Raw genomic sequence first — 17,621 nt, 5'->3', positions numbered from 1 at the left:
TAAAATTTTTAGTTTAGATAATTAACCCCCTAAAATATCGGGGGCAATTCAAATCAAAACCACATCTATTTTTAAAGGTTAGGGATTCATAAAGCCCCCTAAGCAAAACCTAGGGGTTTATGTATTACCTCTACACCTATTTAATTCCAATAAACTGTAATGAATTTTTGGGAAAAACACGTTGGTTTTTCACATTGGCATCTTCGATGGGGATAAATCTCCCTTCAATTGGCAAAACTTTTATGGTTTGACCTATTGGGAAACCGTGGATGGGCAACGTAGTAGTTGCAATAATAACAGGATTCATGGTTGTGAGTCGAATTTAATGGATGTATAAATAAGTAATGCAAATCCTGCTAAAAAAAAGCCAATTGAACACTTTACAAGTGAAATCAAAAAGCAAAATATTGAAAGCAATCCTATGAGGTATTTCATTTGATAATGATTTTAGCCTTTTTACAAGCTTTTAGGTTATGAAGAGGGCAAACCAAAACCCCATCATGTTCAATCATTTTTGTACCCAAATGCGGACAAATATTTTCGTTAACTTCTTTGCCTAGAAATTTGTCATACCACTTATAGTACTTCAAACCCTTTAAATGAGCCCAAATGCTTGTTGCTTCTCGACTAGGTGGATTCACACCCGTGGTTAACCTAACACATTTCTTTTGCTTAACTACTAGCTCAACAATGCAATTCCAATCAATATCCACTTCATCAGCGCATAGAATAACATTTGTTCTACCTTCATCATCAATCTGATATTTTTCGGTTACTGATTTTGGCAGAAAAAATCTTCCATCAATATGATAATGCTCGCCAACAACACCCAATTCAGGGTCAGCATGCTTTTTCCCTAAAATTGGTATTAAAGAACCATCCTTCATTTTCGCACATCTAACAGGGTAACTTTTACCTACAGTTAGTTGCGTAGTTTCATCAATTGGGGTTAAAACAGCTTTCATATTATAAAGCCATTGGGAGTTCTTCGCCGATTAATTGGAAAAACTCATAAGTTCCATTGAGCTTCCATTTTCCATTAACTTTTACAAAAAGTTTTTCCAAAACTGCTTCCTCCCTAGAATCAAAGTCAAATTTTGAATTACGTACAACGTTGATAAATCTAGTTTCGGCAGACTCAGGTAACAGCACTTTGAAAGCCTTTTCAACCCTTTTCCTATCAGACGGAGTAAGGTTTTGTATTTTTGTTTTTACGGGTATTTTTTCGTTTATATAACTCATATATAATTTTTTTAATGATGGTTATACTTATTTAATGACAAGTAAAATTCTTTAAAAAAAATATAGGGGTAAATGAAAATTATATTGTCATTAAACTATATTTACATGATTTTTAAACGAACTTTAATTAAATTATACTTCAAAGTAAATTAAATTACTTTACAATGTCAAGTAATTTGATTTAAAATAATTACACAAAATATGTCAAAATATCCTATTGGCTTGATAATCAAGGATTTAATAGCCGAAAAAAATCTATCTATTTCCATAATTGCAAACCAATTAGGAATTTCAAGGCAAGCTATCTACCAAAGTTTTAATCGAAAAACAATGGATAAGGAAGATATTGAAAAATGGGCTAAAGCATTAGAAACAACATCAGAAGTCATACTTTCAAAAATTGATGGCAAAAAAGAAGACAATGAAGAGAACAATTATTTGTTACAAATTCTTGAAAGAATTGAAAAACAAATGACGGAACAATCAGAACAATTAAGGCGAAAAGATGAACAAATTAGTCAGTTACTGCAAACAAATAATGCACTTGTTATGAATTCCTTAAAAAAGGATGAGCCTGCCCCAAATTCACCGAGTACCACTGGGAAAATAGTAGTTTTATTTCCTGAATTTGAGAAAAAAATATTGGCTAATTGTTAGTCAGCTTTTTTTTTGATTATTTTTTGGTGGCACTTGTGGCGGCAGGCAAGTTAGCTAATTGCTAACTAGGTGAAAAAGAAATATTTGGACGGCTAAAATGTAGAGCCTCACTCTCTACAAAGGTTAGCCTAACAGCTAACCTTTTTTGTTTTATACAGTTTTCTTAACATTAAACATTAAAACTATGTGGATAGAAGAAGACAATAAATTGAAAAGAGATTTTCTTTTCAAAGATTTTTCAGAGGCTTTTGCCTTTATGACTCGTGTGGCTTTCTTGGCTGAAAAACAAAATCATCACCCTTTCTGGACTAATGTTTATAATAAAGTAAGCATTGAACTCAATACTCATGATGCTGGAAACATCATTACTGACAAAGATTACAAACTGGCTAAAGCGATAGATTTGTTAATTCTTTAATCAGGTTGTACTCCAATTTGCTTCATATAGGCTTAAATTCCCCAATTATTATGAAATTATACCTTGTTCCCACGCCCATCGGAAATTTGGATGATATTACTTACAGAGCCGTAAAAATTTTACAATCTGTTGATGCTGTTTTAGCTGAGGATACTCGAAATTCAGGGATATTGCTAAAACATTTGAATATATCGAAACCTTTATATGCACATCATGCGCACAACGAGCATCATGGCACAAATGGCATCATCAAATTATTGAAAGAAGGAAAAGTATTGGCACTGGTTTCAGATGCTGGTACGCCTGCTATTTCTGACCCTGGTTTTTTATTGGTGCGAGAATGCTTGAAACAAGGTATTGAAGTAGAATGCTTGCCGGGTGCTACTGCTTTTGTTCCTGCTTTGGTAAATTCTGGCTTACCTGCTGATCGTTTTATTTTTGAAGGTTTCCTTCCTCATAAAAAAGGCAGGCAAACAAGGCTTAAAAATTTGGTAGAAGAAGAAAGAACAATTATCCTTTATGAATCACCACATCGTCTTTTAAAAACACTGGAACAATTAGCGGAATTCTTAGGAATAGACCGCCAAGCTTGCGTTTCTCGTGAATTAACGAAAGTTTTTGAAGAAAATATCAGAGGTACATTATCTGAAATACTTTTGCACTACCAAAGTAATCCAAACACAATTAAAGGTGAAATTGTGATTGTTGTTGCTGGTAAAGCATAAAAATTTATTATTTTAGGGGGTTAATTCATCCCAAATCCAAACTAATATATGAAATACCTCTCTTCATTTAAACATTTGATACTGTTTTTCGCCTTCCTGATTTCTACAAATATCAGGACCGAAGCTCAAAATCTTTCTGCAAACAGCAAAGTAAGTTTAATTACTGTTGAACCCGGCAATGAACTAAATGATGCTTTTGGGCATACGCTTTTATGGATTTATGACCCTGAAAATCAAATAGATAAAGCTTACAATTTTGGTGTATATGACTTTGAAACTGAAAATTTCTATTGGAAATTTGTCAAAGGTCAGCTTCCATACAAAATGTCTTATGCGCCTTTAATGGCTTACCAAGAGTATTATCAGCAACAACACCGCAATATGACTGAGCAAGTACTTGATATTTCGGCTAGTCAAAAGCAAATTGTTTATAATCATCTTGAAAATACTTATAACGACCCCAACAAAAGGGTTTATATGTATAAATTCTTCTACGATAACTGTGCTACAAGGGTAAGAGACGCCATGATGTTGGCTTGTACTGATAGTGTTCATTTACAAAATATCCCTGAAATGAATGATAGTACCTACCGCCAATGGATGAACAAATGTTTAATCAGAAAACATCATTATTGGTCGGCATTGGGAATGAACATTGCTTTAGGCGCACCTGCTGACGAAAGAATTTTACAATTTAAAGCCTGTTATTTACCTGAAAATTTACAAAAAAGTATGCGTGCTGCTAAAAGAATGACGCACCATGTTTTACGCTTTTTAGTTCGTTCAGAAAATCCACTTTATTCAACAACTCCTATCGACGAAGAGCCACTTTTTATATTTACTCCAAGATTTTGGCTATTACTAATATTTCTTTTCACTGGCTACAAAACCTACTTTCACTGGAAAAGGCGACAGAAAGGATACTCTTTTGATAAAATACTTTTTTCAGTTGCTGGTCTAATTGGTTGGTTATTACTTTTCTTGTGGTTCGGAACAGACCACGGCGTAACTGATTACAACAGAAATTTATTGTGGGCTTTTCCTTTACACCTTCCGTTGGTGTGGTTTATGCAAGAACGTAACGGTAGTTATTGGTATGGCTATTATTATATTTTGGTAGGTTTATTACTTGCAATGGGTCTGTTTTATGCCGTTCAATATTCTTGGGACATTACTTTATTGGTTTTAATTCTTATCATCAGAGCATTTTATCACGCTGGCTTTGAAAGAGAACATAGAATGACACAAACTAAATTCCGCAAAATCATTAAAGGAAGACGTTTGGAAGTTATTCATAGTGAACATAATTTGGAGTAATCAAGTATCAAAACATCATAAAAAAGCCATTCTTCGCATGAAGAATGGCTTTTTTATGATTAGCAAAATTTACTTTACTGCTAATACACCTGTTTTATAAATCTTTTCTAAAATTCCATCTCTGAAACTTCTGCCTACTGGTAAGCTTTTTCCAGAAACAATTAAATCTCCTGCTTCGATAGAAGTTACTTTGGCTATCGACACAATAAATGATTTATGAATTCTAGCAAATTGTTCTGCTGGTAAAATATCACCAATGCCATTCATGGTTTGATAAGTAACAAAAGTGCCTGCCAAAGTGTAAATTCGGATATAATCCTTTAAACTTTCGATGAATAAAATATCTGAAAAATTAATCTTTACAATGCGTTTATCAACTTTAATAAACATCGCTTCGGGGCGTTCGTTACCATTTAATTGAACGGAAGCACTAGTAGTTATTTGTTGATTCGTTTCGTTTTCTTTCGGTACAACTTTGTTGACAGCTTTTACAAAACGTTGAAAAGGAATGGGTTTTAATAAATAATCTACCACGCTCAACTCAAAACTTTCTACTGCATAATCTCGATAAGCCGTTGTGATAATTACTTTTGGTGGATTTTGAAGACTTTTCAACAATTCCATTCCATCTAAAGTTGGCATTTCTATGTCCAGAAAAAGTAAATCAATATCGCCTTTTTTCAGGTAATTAAAAGCTTGAATACCGTTTTCACAACGCCCAACTAATTCAAGGCTGTCGATTCTTTCGATAAAAGTTTCTAATACATCTAATGCCAATGGCTCATCATCCACTATAAGGGTTTTCAATTTCATGTGCCTATTTTAAAGGAATAAATAATGAAATAAAGTATTGTTTTTCAGTAGGCTGTATGTTCAATTCATAATTATTCCCATAAAGTAAGGCTAATCTTCGCTGAACATTTTTAAGTCCTAAACCTTTGTGTTTTTTCCGATTTGAACTATTATCAAATCGAGGATTTACAACCACAAAAAGTAATTTTCCATTTAAGATTTTAAGGGTAATTTTCAAATCTAAAACACCTGTTTCATGCGAAGTCCCATGTTTGAAAGCATTTTCAATAAATGGCAATAAAAGAAGTGGCGCAAGTTTACGCTGTTCGATACTTCCTTCAATTTGAAAATCTAAATTTAAACGTTTCCCGAATCTCAGGCTTTCTAAATCTAAATAATTTTGAATATGTTCTATTTCTTTTTTTAATGTAGTTTCATGGCTATCCGACTCATACAACATGTAACTCATTAATCCTGAAAGCTTTACTACTACTTCTGGTGCCAAGTCAGATTTTTTGATGGTCAAGGAATATAAATTATTCAAGGTATTAAAAAAGAAATGAGGTTGAATCTGAGACTTCAAAAATTCTAATTCATTTTTTACACTTTGTCCTTCTAATTCTTTGATTTTTTCTTGATTATCAATCCAGTCTTTCGTTAGTTTCAACCCGCTGGTTACTCCTAAAACCGAAAAAGTATCGAACATCCTTTTGGCTGTAGGTTTTGGGTCGAATAAAACATTTGGATGATAACCCACTGGACAATAATTGATTAAAATTAAATGGTTAATCAGCGTTTGAATAACAGCTACCGACAGCAAAGTGGATAAAACCAAAAATACAAAATATTGAAAGTATTTACCTGTAAGTAAAAAACGGGGAATTAAATAATATATATTTCCATAAACCAGAATAAAGTAAAATGGGAATTTTACCGAATATTCAAAAACCGCCTGTGTGTAGTTATTGAGCAAAAAGCCAAAGTACAAAATATTGTACATACTTAGTACAATCCAAAAAAGGGAATGATAAGCCCAACGCTGACTAAGTACTCCTTTGGCGGGGAGATCAGTAAAAAAGGCTGTTCTATGTGGAAATGAAGCAGTTGATTGCACGATTAATAGCTTTTATATTGAGAAGATTGTATATCAAATTTATACAAAAAATTAGTAAAAATATATTCTTTTCGATGAACAGTAAAACAAATTGGCTTTCTCCGATTTTACATCATTTACGTTATTGGTCGAAAGGATATTGTTTTTTGGCGAATTTATCTAAATCCATATACAAATTATACGTTATTTGCGAACTGTAATCTTTTGAATTACAATTCATCAACATAAAATTATACAGAGTAAATTTCAAAAGCTCCGAAGTAAACGTAAAAACTTGTGTTTATTACGGAGCTTTTTTTAAATAATCTTCTCAAAAGATCTTTTTAAATAAGAAAAATAATAATTAATTTGGTTAAGGGGTCTAGGGACGTAGCTTTGCTGTGTCCCTAATTTTTGTCACCTCAAACCTCATTTAATTAAACAAAACCTCTTTATCAACATTATTTAAATATGAAATATTTTTACGCTTTGGGGATAATTCTTTGTTTTAGTAAGCTACTTCAAGCCCAAGAAATTTTCTTACCAGATTCTATTAAAAAGCAAACACAAGCCGTCCGTATCGAGCATTCTATTAAAATTGACGGAAAATTAGAAGAATCTGCGTGGAGTACAGCAAATCCAATTACCAATTTCGTACAAGTTGAGCCTTTTCAAAAACAAGAGGCTTCGCAAAAATCTGTGTTCAAATTATTGTACAATAAAGATTACTTGTACATCGCTGCCATTTTGCATGAACCTTTGGGCAAAAAAGCATTGCGTGTAACGAATCTACAACGTGATTTCGATTATGGCAGAAGCGACCAAATCGGTATTTCAATTGATGGTTTTAATGACGAACGAAATGCCATGATTTTCATGACTAATCCTTATGGTTCACAAAGAGATTTATTGGCTTTTGACGACCAAGTTTTTGATGAAGATTGGGACGGACTTTGGCGTGTACGTACTTCCCGAACAGACACCGCTTGGATAGCAGAGTTTTCAATTCCTTGGCAAACGCTGAGATACCAACGAAGTTCTGATTTTAATACTTGGGGAATTAATTTCTTCAGAATGCGAAGAATGACCAACGAACAAACGATTTGGTCGGCTTTGCCACGTTCGTTTACTCCTGCTAGAATGCAATATGCAGGTAAATTATCAAACATTTCGCCACCACCACCAAAAGCAAATATTAGATTTCAACCTTATTTGTTAATTTCTGAAGATAAATACGATGGCTCTGAGTTTTACGACCAAAAGAATGGTTCTAAAATAAAAATGGGCGGAGAAATAAAATGGGCTATTACACCCAATACTGTTCTTGATTTAACATATAATACAGACTTTGCCCAAGCTGATGCCGACCGACAAGTAAATAATCTTTCGAGATTATCGGTTTTCTTTCCAGAACGTCGTCAGTTTTTCTTAGAAAATGCCTCTCTTTTTGCCGCAGGATTGAGTCCCATTGAAGAATATTTTGGTGGTCAGCAGCGTATTCAGCCATTTTTTAGTAGAAGAATTGGCTTAGATGCAGAAGGAAATCCAGTGCCAATTGTGTTGGGAGCAAGAATAGTAAATCGTTCTACCAAAAGCAATACTGGTTTTATGTATGTTCGCCAAAAAGGTAATGACATCAATAGCGCTACAGATTTCTTAGTTGGTCGTTACTCTCAAAATATTGGAAAACAAAACCGAATTGGAGGAATTGCTACTTTGAAAAACGATAGCGACCATGCCAATATCACTGCTTCAGCAGATGGATTTTTCCGCATCAACGAAAGTACAAGTATCAATACGATGGCGATGACGTCTAAATCTACCAATGAAAATTCAACGGGTTTAGCGGCGCATTATCAGTTATCGCACAGAGGAATTGATTGGATGTACTGGCTGACACAAAATGTAAACAACAAAGCATTTAATCCAGAAATGGGCTTTGTGTCTCGTCCAGATGTGATTGAAAACTCCGCAGGCTTTTATTGGCTGAATCGTGGAAAATGGCTCCCGAAGTTTGTAAGAGCTTTTGAACCAGGCGGTTATTATTTAAATTATTACTCTACGACAACTGGCAAACTCATTGAACAACAATGGAATACCAATCCAATTTGGTTTACATTGCAAAATGGAGGCGGTTTTGGTGTACTGACAAATCACTTCTATCAATTGATTGATTATACTGATGGAAGCGATACTTTGTCGTTTTTTAATGTGCCAATTCAAGGTGGGAAATTTAAGTACGACCGCTATATGATAGTTGGAGAAACAGACGCTTCGAAAAAGATTTCGCTTTCGATGAATGTTGATTTCGGAAAATATTATAATGGTTCTTTAACTACTTTTTCAAGTACGTTTAGGTTTGCTCCTATTCCTCATATTTCAATGGAAGCACGTTTTACCAATAATAGTTATAGCAATTTAGGTGTCGATAAAGTAGCTGGTAATAATCAATTATATACCATTTCAGGAAGATTTGCGCTGAATCCGAGAGTACAATTAATTGGTTTTTATCAGCATAATTCTATCAGTGATTTTGATGTTTGGAATGTGCGTTTTTCTTGGGAATATCAACCTTTATCGTTTTTGTACTTGGTGTTTAATCAACGTGGTTTTAATGATTTCCAAACGCAACTATCTAATGATGGTTTAACTAGAATCAGAACGAACCAATTGGCTCGTCAGCATGAATTACATTTAATTGCCAAACTTTCGTATTTGAAACAATTTTAGTTTTTAATGGTTTCGGCAATATGAACAGAGAAGAAAATTTACAGAAAATTAGACCTACAATAGATTTTGAAATACAGGCTGAAAGCGAAGTAGAGCGATTTCAAAATAAAGTATTAAGACCGATTCTGAAATTACAAAATGAATTATTGATTCAGGTTTTTATTCAATATTGTCACCAACGAAAGGGATTGTTTTTCAAGCTTTCTGATAAAGATAAGTCATTTTACATCGATCAATCTATCAGAAAAGACATGAAATTCAAGCATTATTTAGAAGGAATTATTGCTGGGCATTTTACCCTTGAAGAGTATCAACTTTTCTTACAAAACGAAGAAGAACTGACCAAAAGAATGATTCATTTATTGATTCAAAGGCTTCAAAGTCAGCTTTTTTTATTAACTAAGTAAATACCGAACAGCACAATCATTCCGCCAATGATCTGTTCGGTTCTTAGTACTTCACTCAACAGAAAAAAGGAAATTATAGCAGTAAGTACTGGTTGAATTAATAATGTTGGCGAAACAATAGCCGCTGGAATAAAACCCAAAGCATAATTGATACAAAGCCAACCAGCCAAATGACAAATGATACCCGAACCAACAAAGGCAATCCACGTTTTTTGATTGAAGTGAATCATCTCTAAATCTTGTTGCCAACAAGTCAGCAAAGAGAAAAACAAACAAGCCAATAAAGACCAAGCCATAAAATTGACGGTATCAACTTTGCCTCTGATTCGCTGAGTAATTAGCATATAACCTGCATAAAAAATAGCAGCACTTATCGCCATTAAATGCCCAAAACCTACACTCGAATTTTGTAAAATATCTTTCCCTGCTACCAGAAAAACACCGACCATTGCCACAGAAAGCCCAATCCAATAAATTTTAGGTAATTTTTGTTTGAAGAAAATCAATGTCCCCAAACCCACAAAAACCGAAGCATTATTCGCTAATAAAGTAGAAACCGAAGCAGAAGTACGAAGAATAGAAAGATTCCAAAGACTCATATCTGCGACAAACAAAAAACCTGCAATGATAATGAGTAATGCCGTTTTGCCATCAGGAATTTTAATACCTTTAAAAAGCCAAATTGGTAATAAACCAAGAAAACAAAAAAAGTAACGATAGAAACCAGAAGTTAGCGCTGGAGCATCTGCCATCTTCACAAAAATAGCCGACCAAGCAATGCAAAAAACACCCAAAAGTAAATATAGATAAGCTTTAAGTGGGATTTCGGAACCTTGAGTTTTCAAAATATTAAGTTAACGTTATGAAGTATATTCCAAAATTACCGAAATTGTTCATTATTTACTTACAAGTAGCAATACTTAATCAATTGACAATAGAAACCGAGGAGCTTTAAACTAAAAATAATCACTCCATAAAATCCGAATGACAGAAAAACAACTCTTTGAAATCCTTAAACAGAAAGAATCTACCACACTAGAATATAAAAGTAGAATTGATAGTCCTTATAAAATTGCACGCACGTTAGCAGCTTTCGCCAATACTTCTGGCGGACAATTAATTGTTGGAGTAAACGATGATAAATCAATAAAAGGTTGTTCTGAAATAGAAGAAATGACCAAAATTATTCATGCTGCTAACGAGTTAGTCGTCCCTCCTATTGATATTGTTTATTCCTCAGTAAAGGTTGAAGGCAAACACAATATTTTGATTATCAATATTAAAGAAGCAGAAAACAAACCTCATGAAACTTTAGACGAGCAACAAAACCGTAGCGTTTATGTAAGAGCTAACGACGAAACAACGCCCGTAACCAAAGAGATGTCGCAAGTGATGATTAAAGCTGAAAAGGACATAGACAAGCAAATGTTGGAGCAACCCAATGTAAAATATTTAATTACTTATCTGAAAAAGAATACCAAAATTACAGCAAAAGAGTATGCCAAACTGGTGAATATTTCTGCTTACAGAGCCACCAAATTATTAGAAGCGCTTACTTATGCAAGTATTTTGCTGATGCTGTCCAGACAAAAACCAACGCAGTTTGTACTTCGGAAATGGTGATAGTTTGTGGCTGTCGGGTTTCGGCTGTCAGCTTTCGGATGTCGGACATCGGATTTTTATTTTAAAATAGTACAAAACTGAAAGCTGATGTCTGAAATCCGAATGCAGACGACCGAAACCCGAAATCACAAATCCAAAATCCTAATGTATTATCAATTCAGTATCAATAATAATTTCTTCTGGAATTAGCGTTTTATCTTGCTTTGCATCAATGATTTTCAATAATAAAATTGCGGCTTGTTCACCCATTTTATAGGCAAATTGTTCTACTGAAGCAATTGGCGGATTATCCAAATAAGCTGTAATTGGTAAATTGGCGAAGCTTACAAAGTGAATATCTGTATTGGGAATAACTCCTTTTTGCCTACAACTTTGCATGGCAAATAATGCCACATAATCATTAAAACAGAGTACCGCTTGCGGTTGTTCAGGCAAAGCCATCAACTCCTCCATTTTCTTAAAAGTATCTTCATTCGTTAAATCTGTTGATTTAATATATTGTTGAAAAATGGACAAATTCAACGATTTTAGAGCTTTCCAATAACCTTCTAAACGTTCGTTAGAAATCTCTAAATTAGAAGGTCCATTCAAAATAGCGATTTTTGTAATTCCTTTTTTGGCTAGAAAAGAAGTCGCCTCAAAAGCTGCTTCTACAATATTCCCTCTTACTTTATTGACAGCTACATCTTTGGGAACTCTATCAAAAAACACTAAAGGAATCCCATAGTTTTCTAATTCTTTAAAAGAGTAATATTGTGTGGTTTCGGCAGAAATAGAGGCAATTACTCCATCCACTCGACTGCTGATAAAAGATTTAATCGCTCTGTTTTCTCGCTCTAATTTATCTCTCGACTGACTGATGACTACATTGTAACCTTGAGCACTAATTACATCTTCAATACCAGTAATTGCCTGAGAAAAAAACTCTTCTTGCAGATGTGGGAAAACCACGCCAACAGTATAAGTTTTGTTTTTTCTTAATAAAATTGCTGCAGGATTTGGCACATAATTCAATCTCTTGGCTACTTCAAAAACCTGTTCTTTGGTTTTAAGACCAATCCGAGGATGATTTTGCAAAGCCCTCGACACCGTAGAAATAGCGATTCCTAATTCCTGAGCAATATCTTTTATCGTTACCTGACTTTTCTGCATAATCTAAACCGTTGAATTTGTAAAATTAAGGAGATTTTAGAAGTTTGTGCAAAATTTGCGCAAATGTTTGTATTCATGGTTCAAGCCTATTTTTTAGTAATTTTCTAGTAAAATCCATCATCAAGACAAGAATGTCTGAATGAATATTTCTAAAAAATATCGTCCTTTGAATTCTAATTTAATCTTACGCTCATAAATGTATCCAGAAAATATCATTGCCAAATTTCAAGAACAATTTTCAAAAGAAGCTTCTTTAGTCGTTCGTGCGCCAGGACGCATTAACCTTATCGGCGAACATACCGATTATAACGATGGTTTTGTATTGCCAGCGGCTATCGACAAAGCAATTTACTTTGCCATTTCACCTCGTGAAGATGAAAATTGTAATGTTTATGCTTACGATTTGAAAAGTAGTGATACTTTCAGCATTTCAACGATTCAAAAATCTGATAAAAGCTGGGCGAATTACTTAATCGGAGTCGTCGATGAATTACAAAAAGCTGGACAAAAAATTAAAGGTTTTGATTTAGTTTTTGGTGGTGATATTCCTTTGGGCGCTGGTGTATCGTCGTCGGCTGCTGTAGAAACAGGCTTGGCTTTTGCTTTAAATCAACTTTATAATTTGGGTTTAGAAACCATGCAAATGGTGAAAATCGGGAAAGCTGCTGAAAATAATTTCGTTGGTGTAAACTGCGGTATTATGGATCAATTTGCTTCTATGTTTGGTAAAAAAGATGCTGTAATTCGCTTGGATTGTAGAAGTTTAGAGTACCAACATTTTCCTTTGTCTTTGCCAAATCATACCGTAATTCTTTGTAATTCTGGTGTAAAACACTCTTTGGGAGATTCTGAATACAATACTCGTAGATTAGAATGTGAAGAAGGCTTAAGTATTTTATCAGGAATCTATCCAAATGTAAAAAGCTTTAGAGATTTAACGTTGACGATGGTGGAAGAAGCCAAAACGAGCCTTTCAGAAAATGTTTACAAGCGTTGCGTGTATGTGGTCGGTGAAATCGACAGAGTAATTGTAGCTTGCGAAGCACTTGAGCAAAACGATTTGGCGACATTCGGCAAAAAAATGTACGAAACGCACGATGGACTTCAACATAATTATGCAGTTTCATGTGAAGAATTAGACTTTTTGGTGGACGAAACTCGTGAAGACGATGCAGTGGTTGGTTCAAGAATGATGGGCGGTGGTTTTGGTGGTTGTTCTATCAACATCGTTGAAAAAAGTAAAGCGGAAGCTTTTTTGCTAAGAATCAAAAAAGCCTATCAAGCAAAATATCAAAAAGATTTAGTTACTTACACAGTAGCCTTAACAAACGGAACAGAAATAGTTTAATTTTAGCTACGAGCTATAAGCTTTTAGAGTAGAAAAACTCAAAGCTCATAGCTCATAGCTTACAGCCAAAAACAATGAACTCAATTTTTGAAGAGCATCCTCACAAAAGATATAACCCACTGACAGACAGCTGGGTATTAGTTTCGCCACATCGTGCGAAACGTCCGTGGCAAGGACAAGTAGAAAAAGTGGCTGGCGATGACCGCCCCGCTTATGACGAAACTTGTTATTTATGTCCGACCAACACTCGCATGAATGGCGAAGTAAATCCAGATTATCAAGACGTTTATATTTTCAATAACGATTTTGCGGCTTTGTTGGAAGATACTCCTCCACACAGTTTTGAAGAAGACGAACTTTTCAAAGCAGCAACAGAAAGAGGTTTGGGAAGAGTAATTTGTTTCTCGCCACGCCACGATTTGACCGTTCCAGAAATGGAAGAAGTTGCAATCAGAAAAGTAGTAGATGCTTGGGTTGATGAGTATTTGACGCTCGGCGGAAAAGACTTTATCAATTACGTACAGATTTTCGAGAATAAAGGTTTTGTAATGGGTTGCTCGAATCCGCACCCACATGGACAAATTTGGGCATCTTCGTCAATCCCAGACGAACCGATGAAAAAGCAAATTGCTCAATTGAAGTATTGGCAAAAAAATCAACGCTCTTTATTAGCTGATTATGTAGAAAAAGAATTAATCAAGCAAGAAAGAGTACTGTTTGAAAATGAGCATTTTGTGGCTTTAGTACCTTATTGGGCGGTTTGGCCATTTGAAACGATGATTGTTCCAAAACGTAAAATGGCAAGAATTTCGGACATGACTGATGCCGAAAAAGATGCTTTCGCTAACGCTTATAAAAGATTGACGGTTCGTTATGACAATCTTTTTGAAACTTCTTTCCCCTACTCTGCTGGCGTTCACCAAGCCCCAACCGACGGCGAAGCACATGACGAATGGCATTGGCATTTTGTATTTTATCCGCCATTGTTACGTTCGGCGACTGTCAAGAAATTTATGGTCGGTTATGAAATGTTAGCCAATCCACAAAGAGACATCACGGCTGAAAAAAGTGCAGCAGTACTGCGAGCCTTATCAGAAGTACATTATAAAACCAAGTAAACAAAGAAAGCTGTTCCGAATGAAAATTTAGAACAGCTTTTTTGTTTTAATAATTCACGATTTGCAAATCGTGAATTATGGACAAACATCAAAACACCAATAGAGTACTCTATTTATTAGGCTTTTAAAATTTAATATTTCAGAATTTTATTCGTTTGGGAATCAATAGTTCTCTGAAAAATACAGAAAATTTGTTTATTTATTTTTCCAGAATCAGTCTATTTCCTTAAATTCAAAACTAACACATTAATCACTTAATGATAATATTACGGATTTACACGTTCTAGTAAAAGACAGTGAAGTGACAATTTCAAAAGAATTACTTGTCAAATTTGATTTCGTAAAGGTCAAAGAAATTCAAGCCTCTGAAGTTTTGGAGAATTTGGATAGCAGTATCAAACAAATGAAAGATATGAAAAAAGGGAAAGTAACAAAACTGTATTATTTGTATTTGTAAGTTTACCTAGCTTCTTGATATTTCAAAATCTCATCAATTCATGAAAATCATTTCTGTTTTTTTAAGCTTAATTATTTTTCTCTCATTTTGTAAATGCCAACCTACCAAAAAAGAAAAGCAAGACGTTTTGGAAGCAGAACACATTTATCCCTATAATGAAGTTAATGCTTCCATAAAATTTTATGATGATAGTACCTATACTTTCAATATATTCCAAAAAAGTTCATACTATAAAAAAAATGAAAAGTATTCTGGAAAATATTTGCTTGAAAAAGATACAATAAAATTTATTGACAGAGGCTTCCAGTTCTTAACATGCCGTATTGCAGTTATTAATAACGGATTCGTTGAATTTATTGGAGGAAGTGCCCCATTAAAACTTAAAATTACTGAAACAAGTATAAAAGATGAGTACGCAATCAATAGCCTTGATAGTAGTTATGCTCTTTTCTCATACCATCCGAACTATTATGATTTCTTTTCCGAAAAAGTAAAGCCGTACTCTCTGAAAAAAAATGATGTTTTGGCAATAAATAATTTATTAGAGTTGTGTATTTCTGAAAATAATAACAGAATTACCCACAATGTAAATAGTTACACTAAGCAATGTGTAGCTGTTACTAACGCTAATAATGAAATTGAAGTCATCATTTACTGTAACTGCAAAGACGAATCTAAAGGGTTCCACTATCAAATAACTGCCGTTAAAGATGGCTGTGACTGCCACTTTAGTGTGAAGCTTAACCTTACTAAAGGGAAGTATAGTCTCCTATATATCAATGGAAGTGCTTGAGACATAATATATAATCTTGAAGTTTGAATAATTTGGAATAAATGACAATTGTAAAAGTCTTAAATCAAACTAATTGACTAACTCAACAATATGAAACCAGATTATATTATTATCGAGACGGGTTCGGTTGGCTGTGTATTGGCAAATCGTCTTTTTGAAAAGTCAAGATTCAAGTAGTGCTAATGGAGGCGGTTATCAATAGGGAAGGGATTTATACCATCCCTATTGATTTTCATAAAAAATCTAATAGCTCAAAGCTGATAGCTAACAGCCATTAACTAATCTCTTTAGAAGAAAGATATAAAGTCATAATTCCTGCAAAAACTGTTGGAATAGCGTATATTAAAAAGTTGGCACTCATTGAAAGTCCCATGCCAATCAAAATTCCGCCTAAAGCTGGACCAATGATTCCGCCCAAACGACCAATCCCAATTGACCAACCCACACCCGTTGTTCTGAATTCTGTTGGATACATTCTTGCTGCAACGGCATAAAGTCCGACAAAACCGCCTTGAATCCCAAAACCTAATAAGCCCAAAATAAACAGTAAAATATCTGATCCAATAAACAATTGGAAAACTGCCATCAAGATTGCCGTTAGGATTAAGAATACTCCGATGGTTTTTTTCAAACCAAATTTACTTGAAAAATATCCTTGTGTAATGATGCCAATGAATGCACCAACATTGAAAACTGTCCCTGAATAAATGGCTAATTCAATCGAAAGTCCTGCGTTGGTGGCTAATTTAGGAATCCAACTTGTTAAAAAGTACAAAGTAGCAAAAGCCAAAAACAAGGCAACCCATAATTGAATCGTTGGAATTTTATAGGTTTTCGTCATCAATGATTTGATGGATTTGCTATGCTGCTCACTTGGCTTATCCGGTAAAACGACCAATGTATCAACACCCATTTGAAGTAAAATCTGATTGATTTTACCAAGAGCAAATTTAGGTTGTGCCTTTAAATAAAACGATAAGGATTCAGCTAAGAAAAAGTAAATCAATGGGATAGCTACCAAAGTAGCATAGCCTGCGACCTGAAACATAATTGTCCAACCATATTGAGGAATGATTTTAGCCGCTACTAAACCCGATAAAACCGCTCCGACAGGATAGCCAGAAATGACAAAACTTACCCAAAAATCTTTGGTTTTGTTGGGCGTATATTCTGCTGTAAGTGAAGCCGTACTTGCCAACATACTTCCGATTCCTAAACCGCTAATGAATCTACAAAGCAATAAATAGGAAATTGAAGTAGCAAAAGAAGTAAGAAAAATGGTACTTCCCATTAAAATTGCACTCAATAAAATCATGGATTTCCTCCCAATTTTGTCGGCATAAGGGGCTAAAAGTATTGCCCCGAAAGTCATTCCGACTAAACCAGAACTAAATACGATGCCTAATGCTTGTGGACTTGTATCCCAAGCTTTGGCGATGGCGGGTGCGGTGTATGAAATCACCATTACGTCCATGCCATCTAGCATATTCATTACAAAGCAAATGACAATGGTAGCGTATTGCAGCCCCGTCATGGAATTTCGATTAATTATATTTTCAAGCGTCATTTTTCATAGTTAGTTAGGGTGATAAGTTGTGAGCTTTGAGCCGTGAGCTTTCAGCTTTTAGGCTTATTTAGTCTTTTTCTTGCTTCTTGAATCATTTTTCTTAAAGTCATAAAATCTCAAATTCAAAAATTCTTGTCTCTTGTGTCTTTTCTCTTAAAGTCCTCAAGTCCTAAAATCTCAAA

The 17,621-nt window shown here is 34.4% G+C and carries 18 protein-coding genes; 10 read left to right on the top strand and 8 right to left on the bottom strand.

What is annotated here, in order from left to right:
- Nucleotides 1-136 precede the first annotated feature (136 nt).
- From VB798_RS02080 to VB798_RS02070, 3 genes are all read right to left on the bottom strand, one after another.
- Entirely contained in the window at nt 137-307 is a 171-nt protein-coding gene (locus VB798_RS02080; protein ID WP_323255450.1) for a hypothetical protein, read from the bottom strand.
- 124 nt (nt 308-431) lie between these two features.
- The gene (locus VB798_RS02075) at nt 432-965 is read right to left on the bottom strand and encodes a Rieske (2Fe-2S) protein (protein ID WP_323255448.1); all 534 of its coding nucleotides are present in this window, start codon (nt 963-965) and stop codon (nt 432-434) included.
- 1 nt (nt 966) lies between these two features.
- Nucleotides 967-1,242 carry a hypothetical protein gene (locus VB798_RS02070; protein WP_323255446.1) on the bottom strand — a complete coding sequence of 92 codons (276 nt, stop codon included), beginning with the start codon at nt 1,240-1,242 and terminating at the stop codon, nt 967-969.
- Nucleotides 1,243-1,443: 201 nt separating this feature from the next.
- On the opposite strand from VB798_RS02070, the gene VB798_RS02065 reads away from it, so the two are divergent.
- The 4 genes from VB798_RS02065 (at nt 1,444) to VB798_RS02050 (ending at nt 4,359) form a co-directional block, all read left to right on the top strand.
- The gene (locus VB798_RS02065; protein WP_323255444.1) at nt 1,444-1,899 is read left to right on the top strand and encodes a helix-turn-helix domain-containing protein; all 456 of its coding nucleotides are present in this window, start codon (nt 1,444-1,446) and stop codon (nt 1,897-1,899) included.
- 184 nt (nt 1,900-2,083) lie between these two features.
- Complete coding sequence (locus tag VB798_RS02060) at nt 2,084-2,317, top strand: 4a-hydroxytetrahydrobiopterin dehydratase (RefSeq protein WP_323255442.1); 234 nt, start codon at nt 2,084-2,086, stop codon at nt 2,315-2,317.
- Between the two features lie 50 nt (nt 2,318-2,367).
- Nucleotides 2,368-3,042, top strand: coding sequence for a 16S rRNA (cytidine(1402)-2'-O)-methyltransferase (gene rsmI / locus VB798_RS02055; protein WP_323255440.1), 675 nt, complete (start codon nt 2,368-2,370; stop codon nt 3,040-3,042).
- A gap of 48 nt (nt 3,043-3,090) precedes the next feature.
- Nucleotides 3,091-4,359 (top strand): lipoprotein N-acyltransferase Lnb domain-containing protein, encoded by a 1,269-nt coding sequence (locus VB798_RS02050; protein ID WP_323255438.1) that lies wholly within the window; start codon nt 3,091-3,093, stop codon nt 4,357-4,359.
- 69 nt (nt 4,360-4,428) lie between these two features.
- Here VB798_RS02050 and VB798_RS02045 read toward each other — a convergent pair whose 3' ends face one another.
- Both VB798_RS02045 and VB798_RS02040 read right to left on the bottom strand, forming a co-directional pair.
- Nucleotides 4,429-5,172 (bottom strand): LytR/AlgR family response regulator transcription factor, encoded by a 744-nt coding sequence (locus VB798_RS02045; protein WP_323255436.1) that lies wholly within the window; start codon nt 5,170-5,172, stop codon nt 4,429-4,431.
- Nucleotides 5,173-5,176: 4 nt separating this feature from the next.
- Entirely contained in the window at nt 5,177-6,265 is a 1,089-nt protein-coding gene (locus tag VB798_RS02040) for a sensor histidine kinase (RefSeq protein WP_323255435.1), read from the bottom strand.
- Nucleotides 6,266-6,715: 450 nt separating this feature from the next.
- Here VB798_RS02040 and VB798_RS02035 point away from each other — a divergent pair, with 450 nt between their 5' ends.
- Nucleotides 6,716-8,974 (top strand): DUF5916 domain-containing protein, encoded by a 2,259-nt coding sequence (locus VB798_RS02035; protein ID WP_323255433.1) that lies wholly within the window; start codon nt 6,716-6,718, stop codon nt 8,972-8,974.
- A gap of 20 nt (nt 8,975-8,994) precedes the next feature.
- The gene (locus VB798_RS02030; RefSeq protein WP_323255431.1) at nt 8,995-9,381 is read left to right on the top strand and encodes a glyoxalase; all 387 of its coding nucleotides are present in this window, start codon (nt 8,995-8,997) and stop codon (nt 9,379-9,381) included.
- On the opposite strand, the gene VB798_RS02025 is transcribed toward VB798_RS02030, so the two are convergent.
- A complete protein-coding gene (locus tag VB798_RS02025; RefSeq protein WP_323255429.1) occupies nt 9,357-10,226 on the bottom strand; it encodes a DMT family transporter in 870 nt (289 codons plus the stop codon). The two genes, VB798_RS02030 and VB798_RS02025, sit on opposite strands and share 25 nt — an antisense overlap.
- A 139-nt stretch (nt 10,227-10,365) precedes the next feature.
- Here VB798_RS02025 and VB798_RS02020 point away from each other — a divergent pair, with 139 nt between their 5' ends.
- Nucleotides 10,366-11,004, top strand: a complete 639-nt coding sequence (locus VB798_RS02020) for an AlbA family DNA-binding domain-containing protein (protein ID WP_323255427.1) — start codon at nt 10,366-10,368, stop codon at nt 11,002-11,004.
- A 141-nt stretch (nt 11,005-11,145) separates the two neighbouring features.
- On the opposite strand, the gene VB798_RS02015 is transcribed toward VB798_RS02020, so the two are convergent.
- Complete coding sequence (locus VB798_RS02015) at nt 11,146-12,156, bottom strand: LacI family DNA-binding transcriptional regulator (protein ID WP_323255425.1); 1,011 nt, start codon at nt 12,154-12,156, stop codon at nt 11,146-11,148.
- Nucleotides 12,157-12,352: 196 nt separating this feature from the next.
- On the opposite strand from VB798_RS02015, the gene VB798_RS02010 reads away from it, so the two are divergent.
- The 3 genes from VB798_RS02010 (at nt 12,353) to VB798_RS02000 (ending at nt 15,872) form a co-directional block, all read left to right on the top strand.
- Nucleotides 12,353-13,504: a galactokinase gene (locus VB798_RS02010; RefSeq protein ID WP_323255423.1), complete on the top strand. Its 1,152-nt coding sequence runs from the start codon at nt 12,353-12,355 to the stop codon at nt 13,502-13,504.
- A 74-nt stretch (nt 13,505-13,578) separates the two neighbouring features.
- On the top strand, nt 13,579-14,622 hold the full coding sequence (locus tag VB798_RS02005; protein WP_323255421.1) for a UDP-glucose--hexose-1-phosphate uridylyltransferase: 1,044 nt from the start codon (nt 13,579-13,581) through the stop codon (nt 14,620-14,622).
- Nucleotides 14,623-15,119: 497 nt separating this feature from the next.
- On the top strand, nt 15,120-15,872 hold the full coding sequence (locus VB798_RS02000; protein ID WP_323255419.1) for a hypothetical protein: 753 nt from the start codon (nt 15,120-15,122) through the stop codon (nt 15,870-15,872).
- 274 nt (nt 15,873-16,146) lie between these two features.
- Here VB798_RS02000 and VB798_RS01995 read toward each other — a convergent pair whose 3' ends face one another.
- Nucleotides 16,147-17,406 carry an MFS transporter gene (locus tag VB798_RS01995; RefSeq protein ID WP_323255417.1) on the bottom strand — a complete coding sequence of 420 codons (1,260 nt, stop codon included), beginning with the start codon at nt 17,404-17,406 and terminating at the stop codon, nt 16,147-16,149.
- Nucleotides 17,407-17,621 lie beyond the last annotated feature (215 nt).

Source organism: Arcicella lustrica (assembly GCF_034930985.1).
GTDB lineage: Bacteria > Bacteroidota > Bacteroidia > Cytophagales > Spirosomataceae > Arcicella > Arcicella lustrica.
This window is presented reverse-complemented; position numbering and strand designations above follow the sequence as displayed.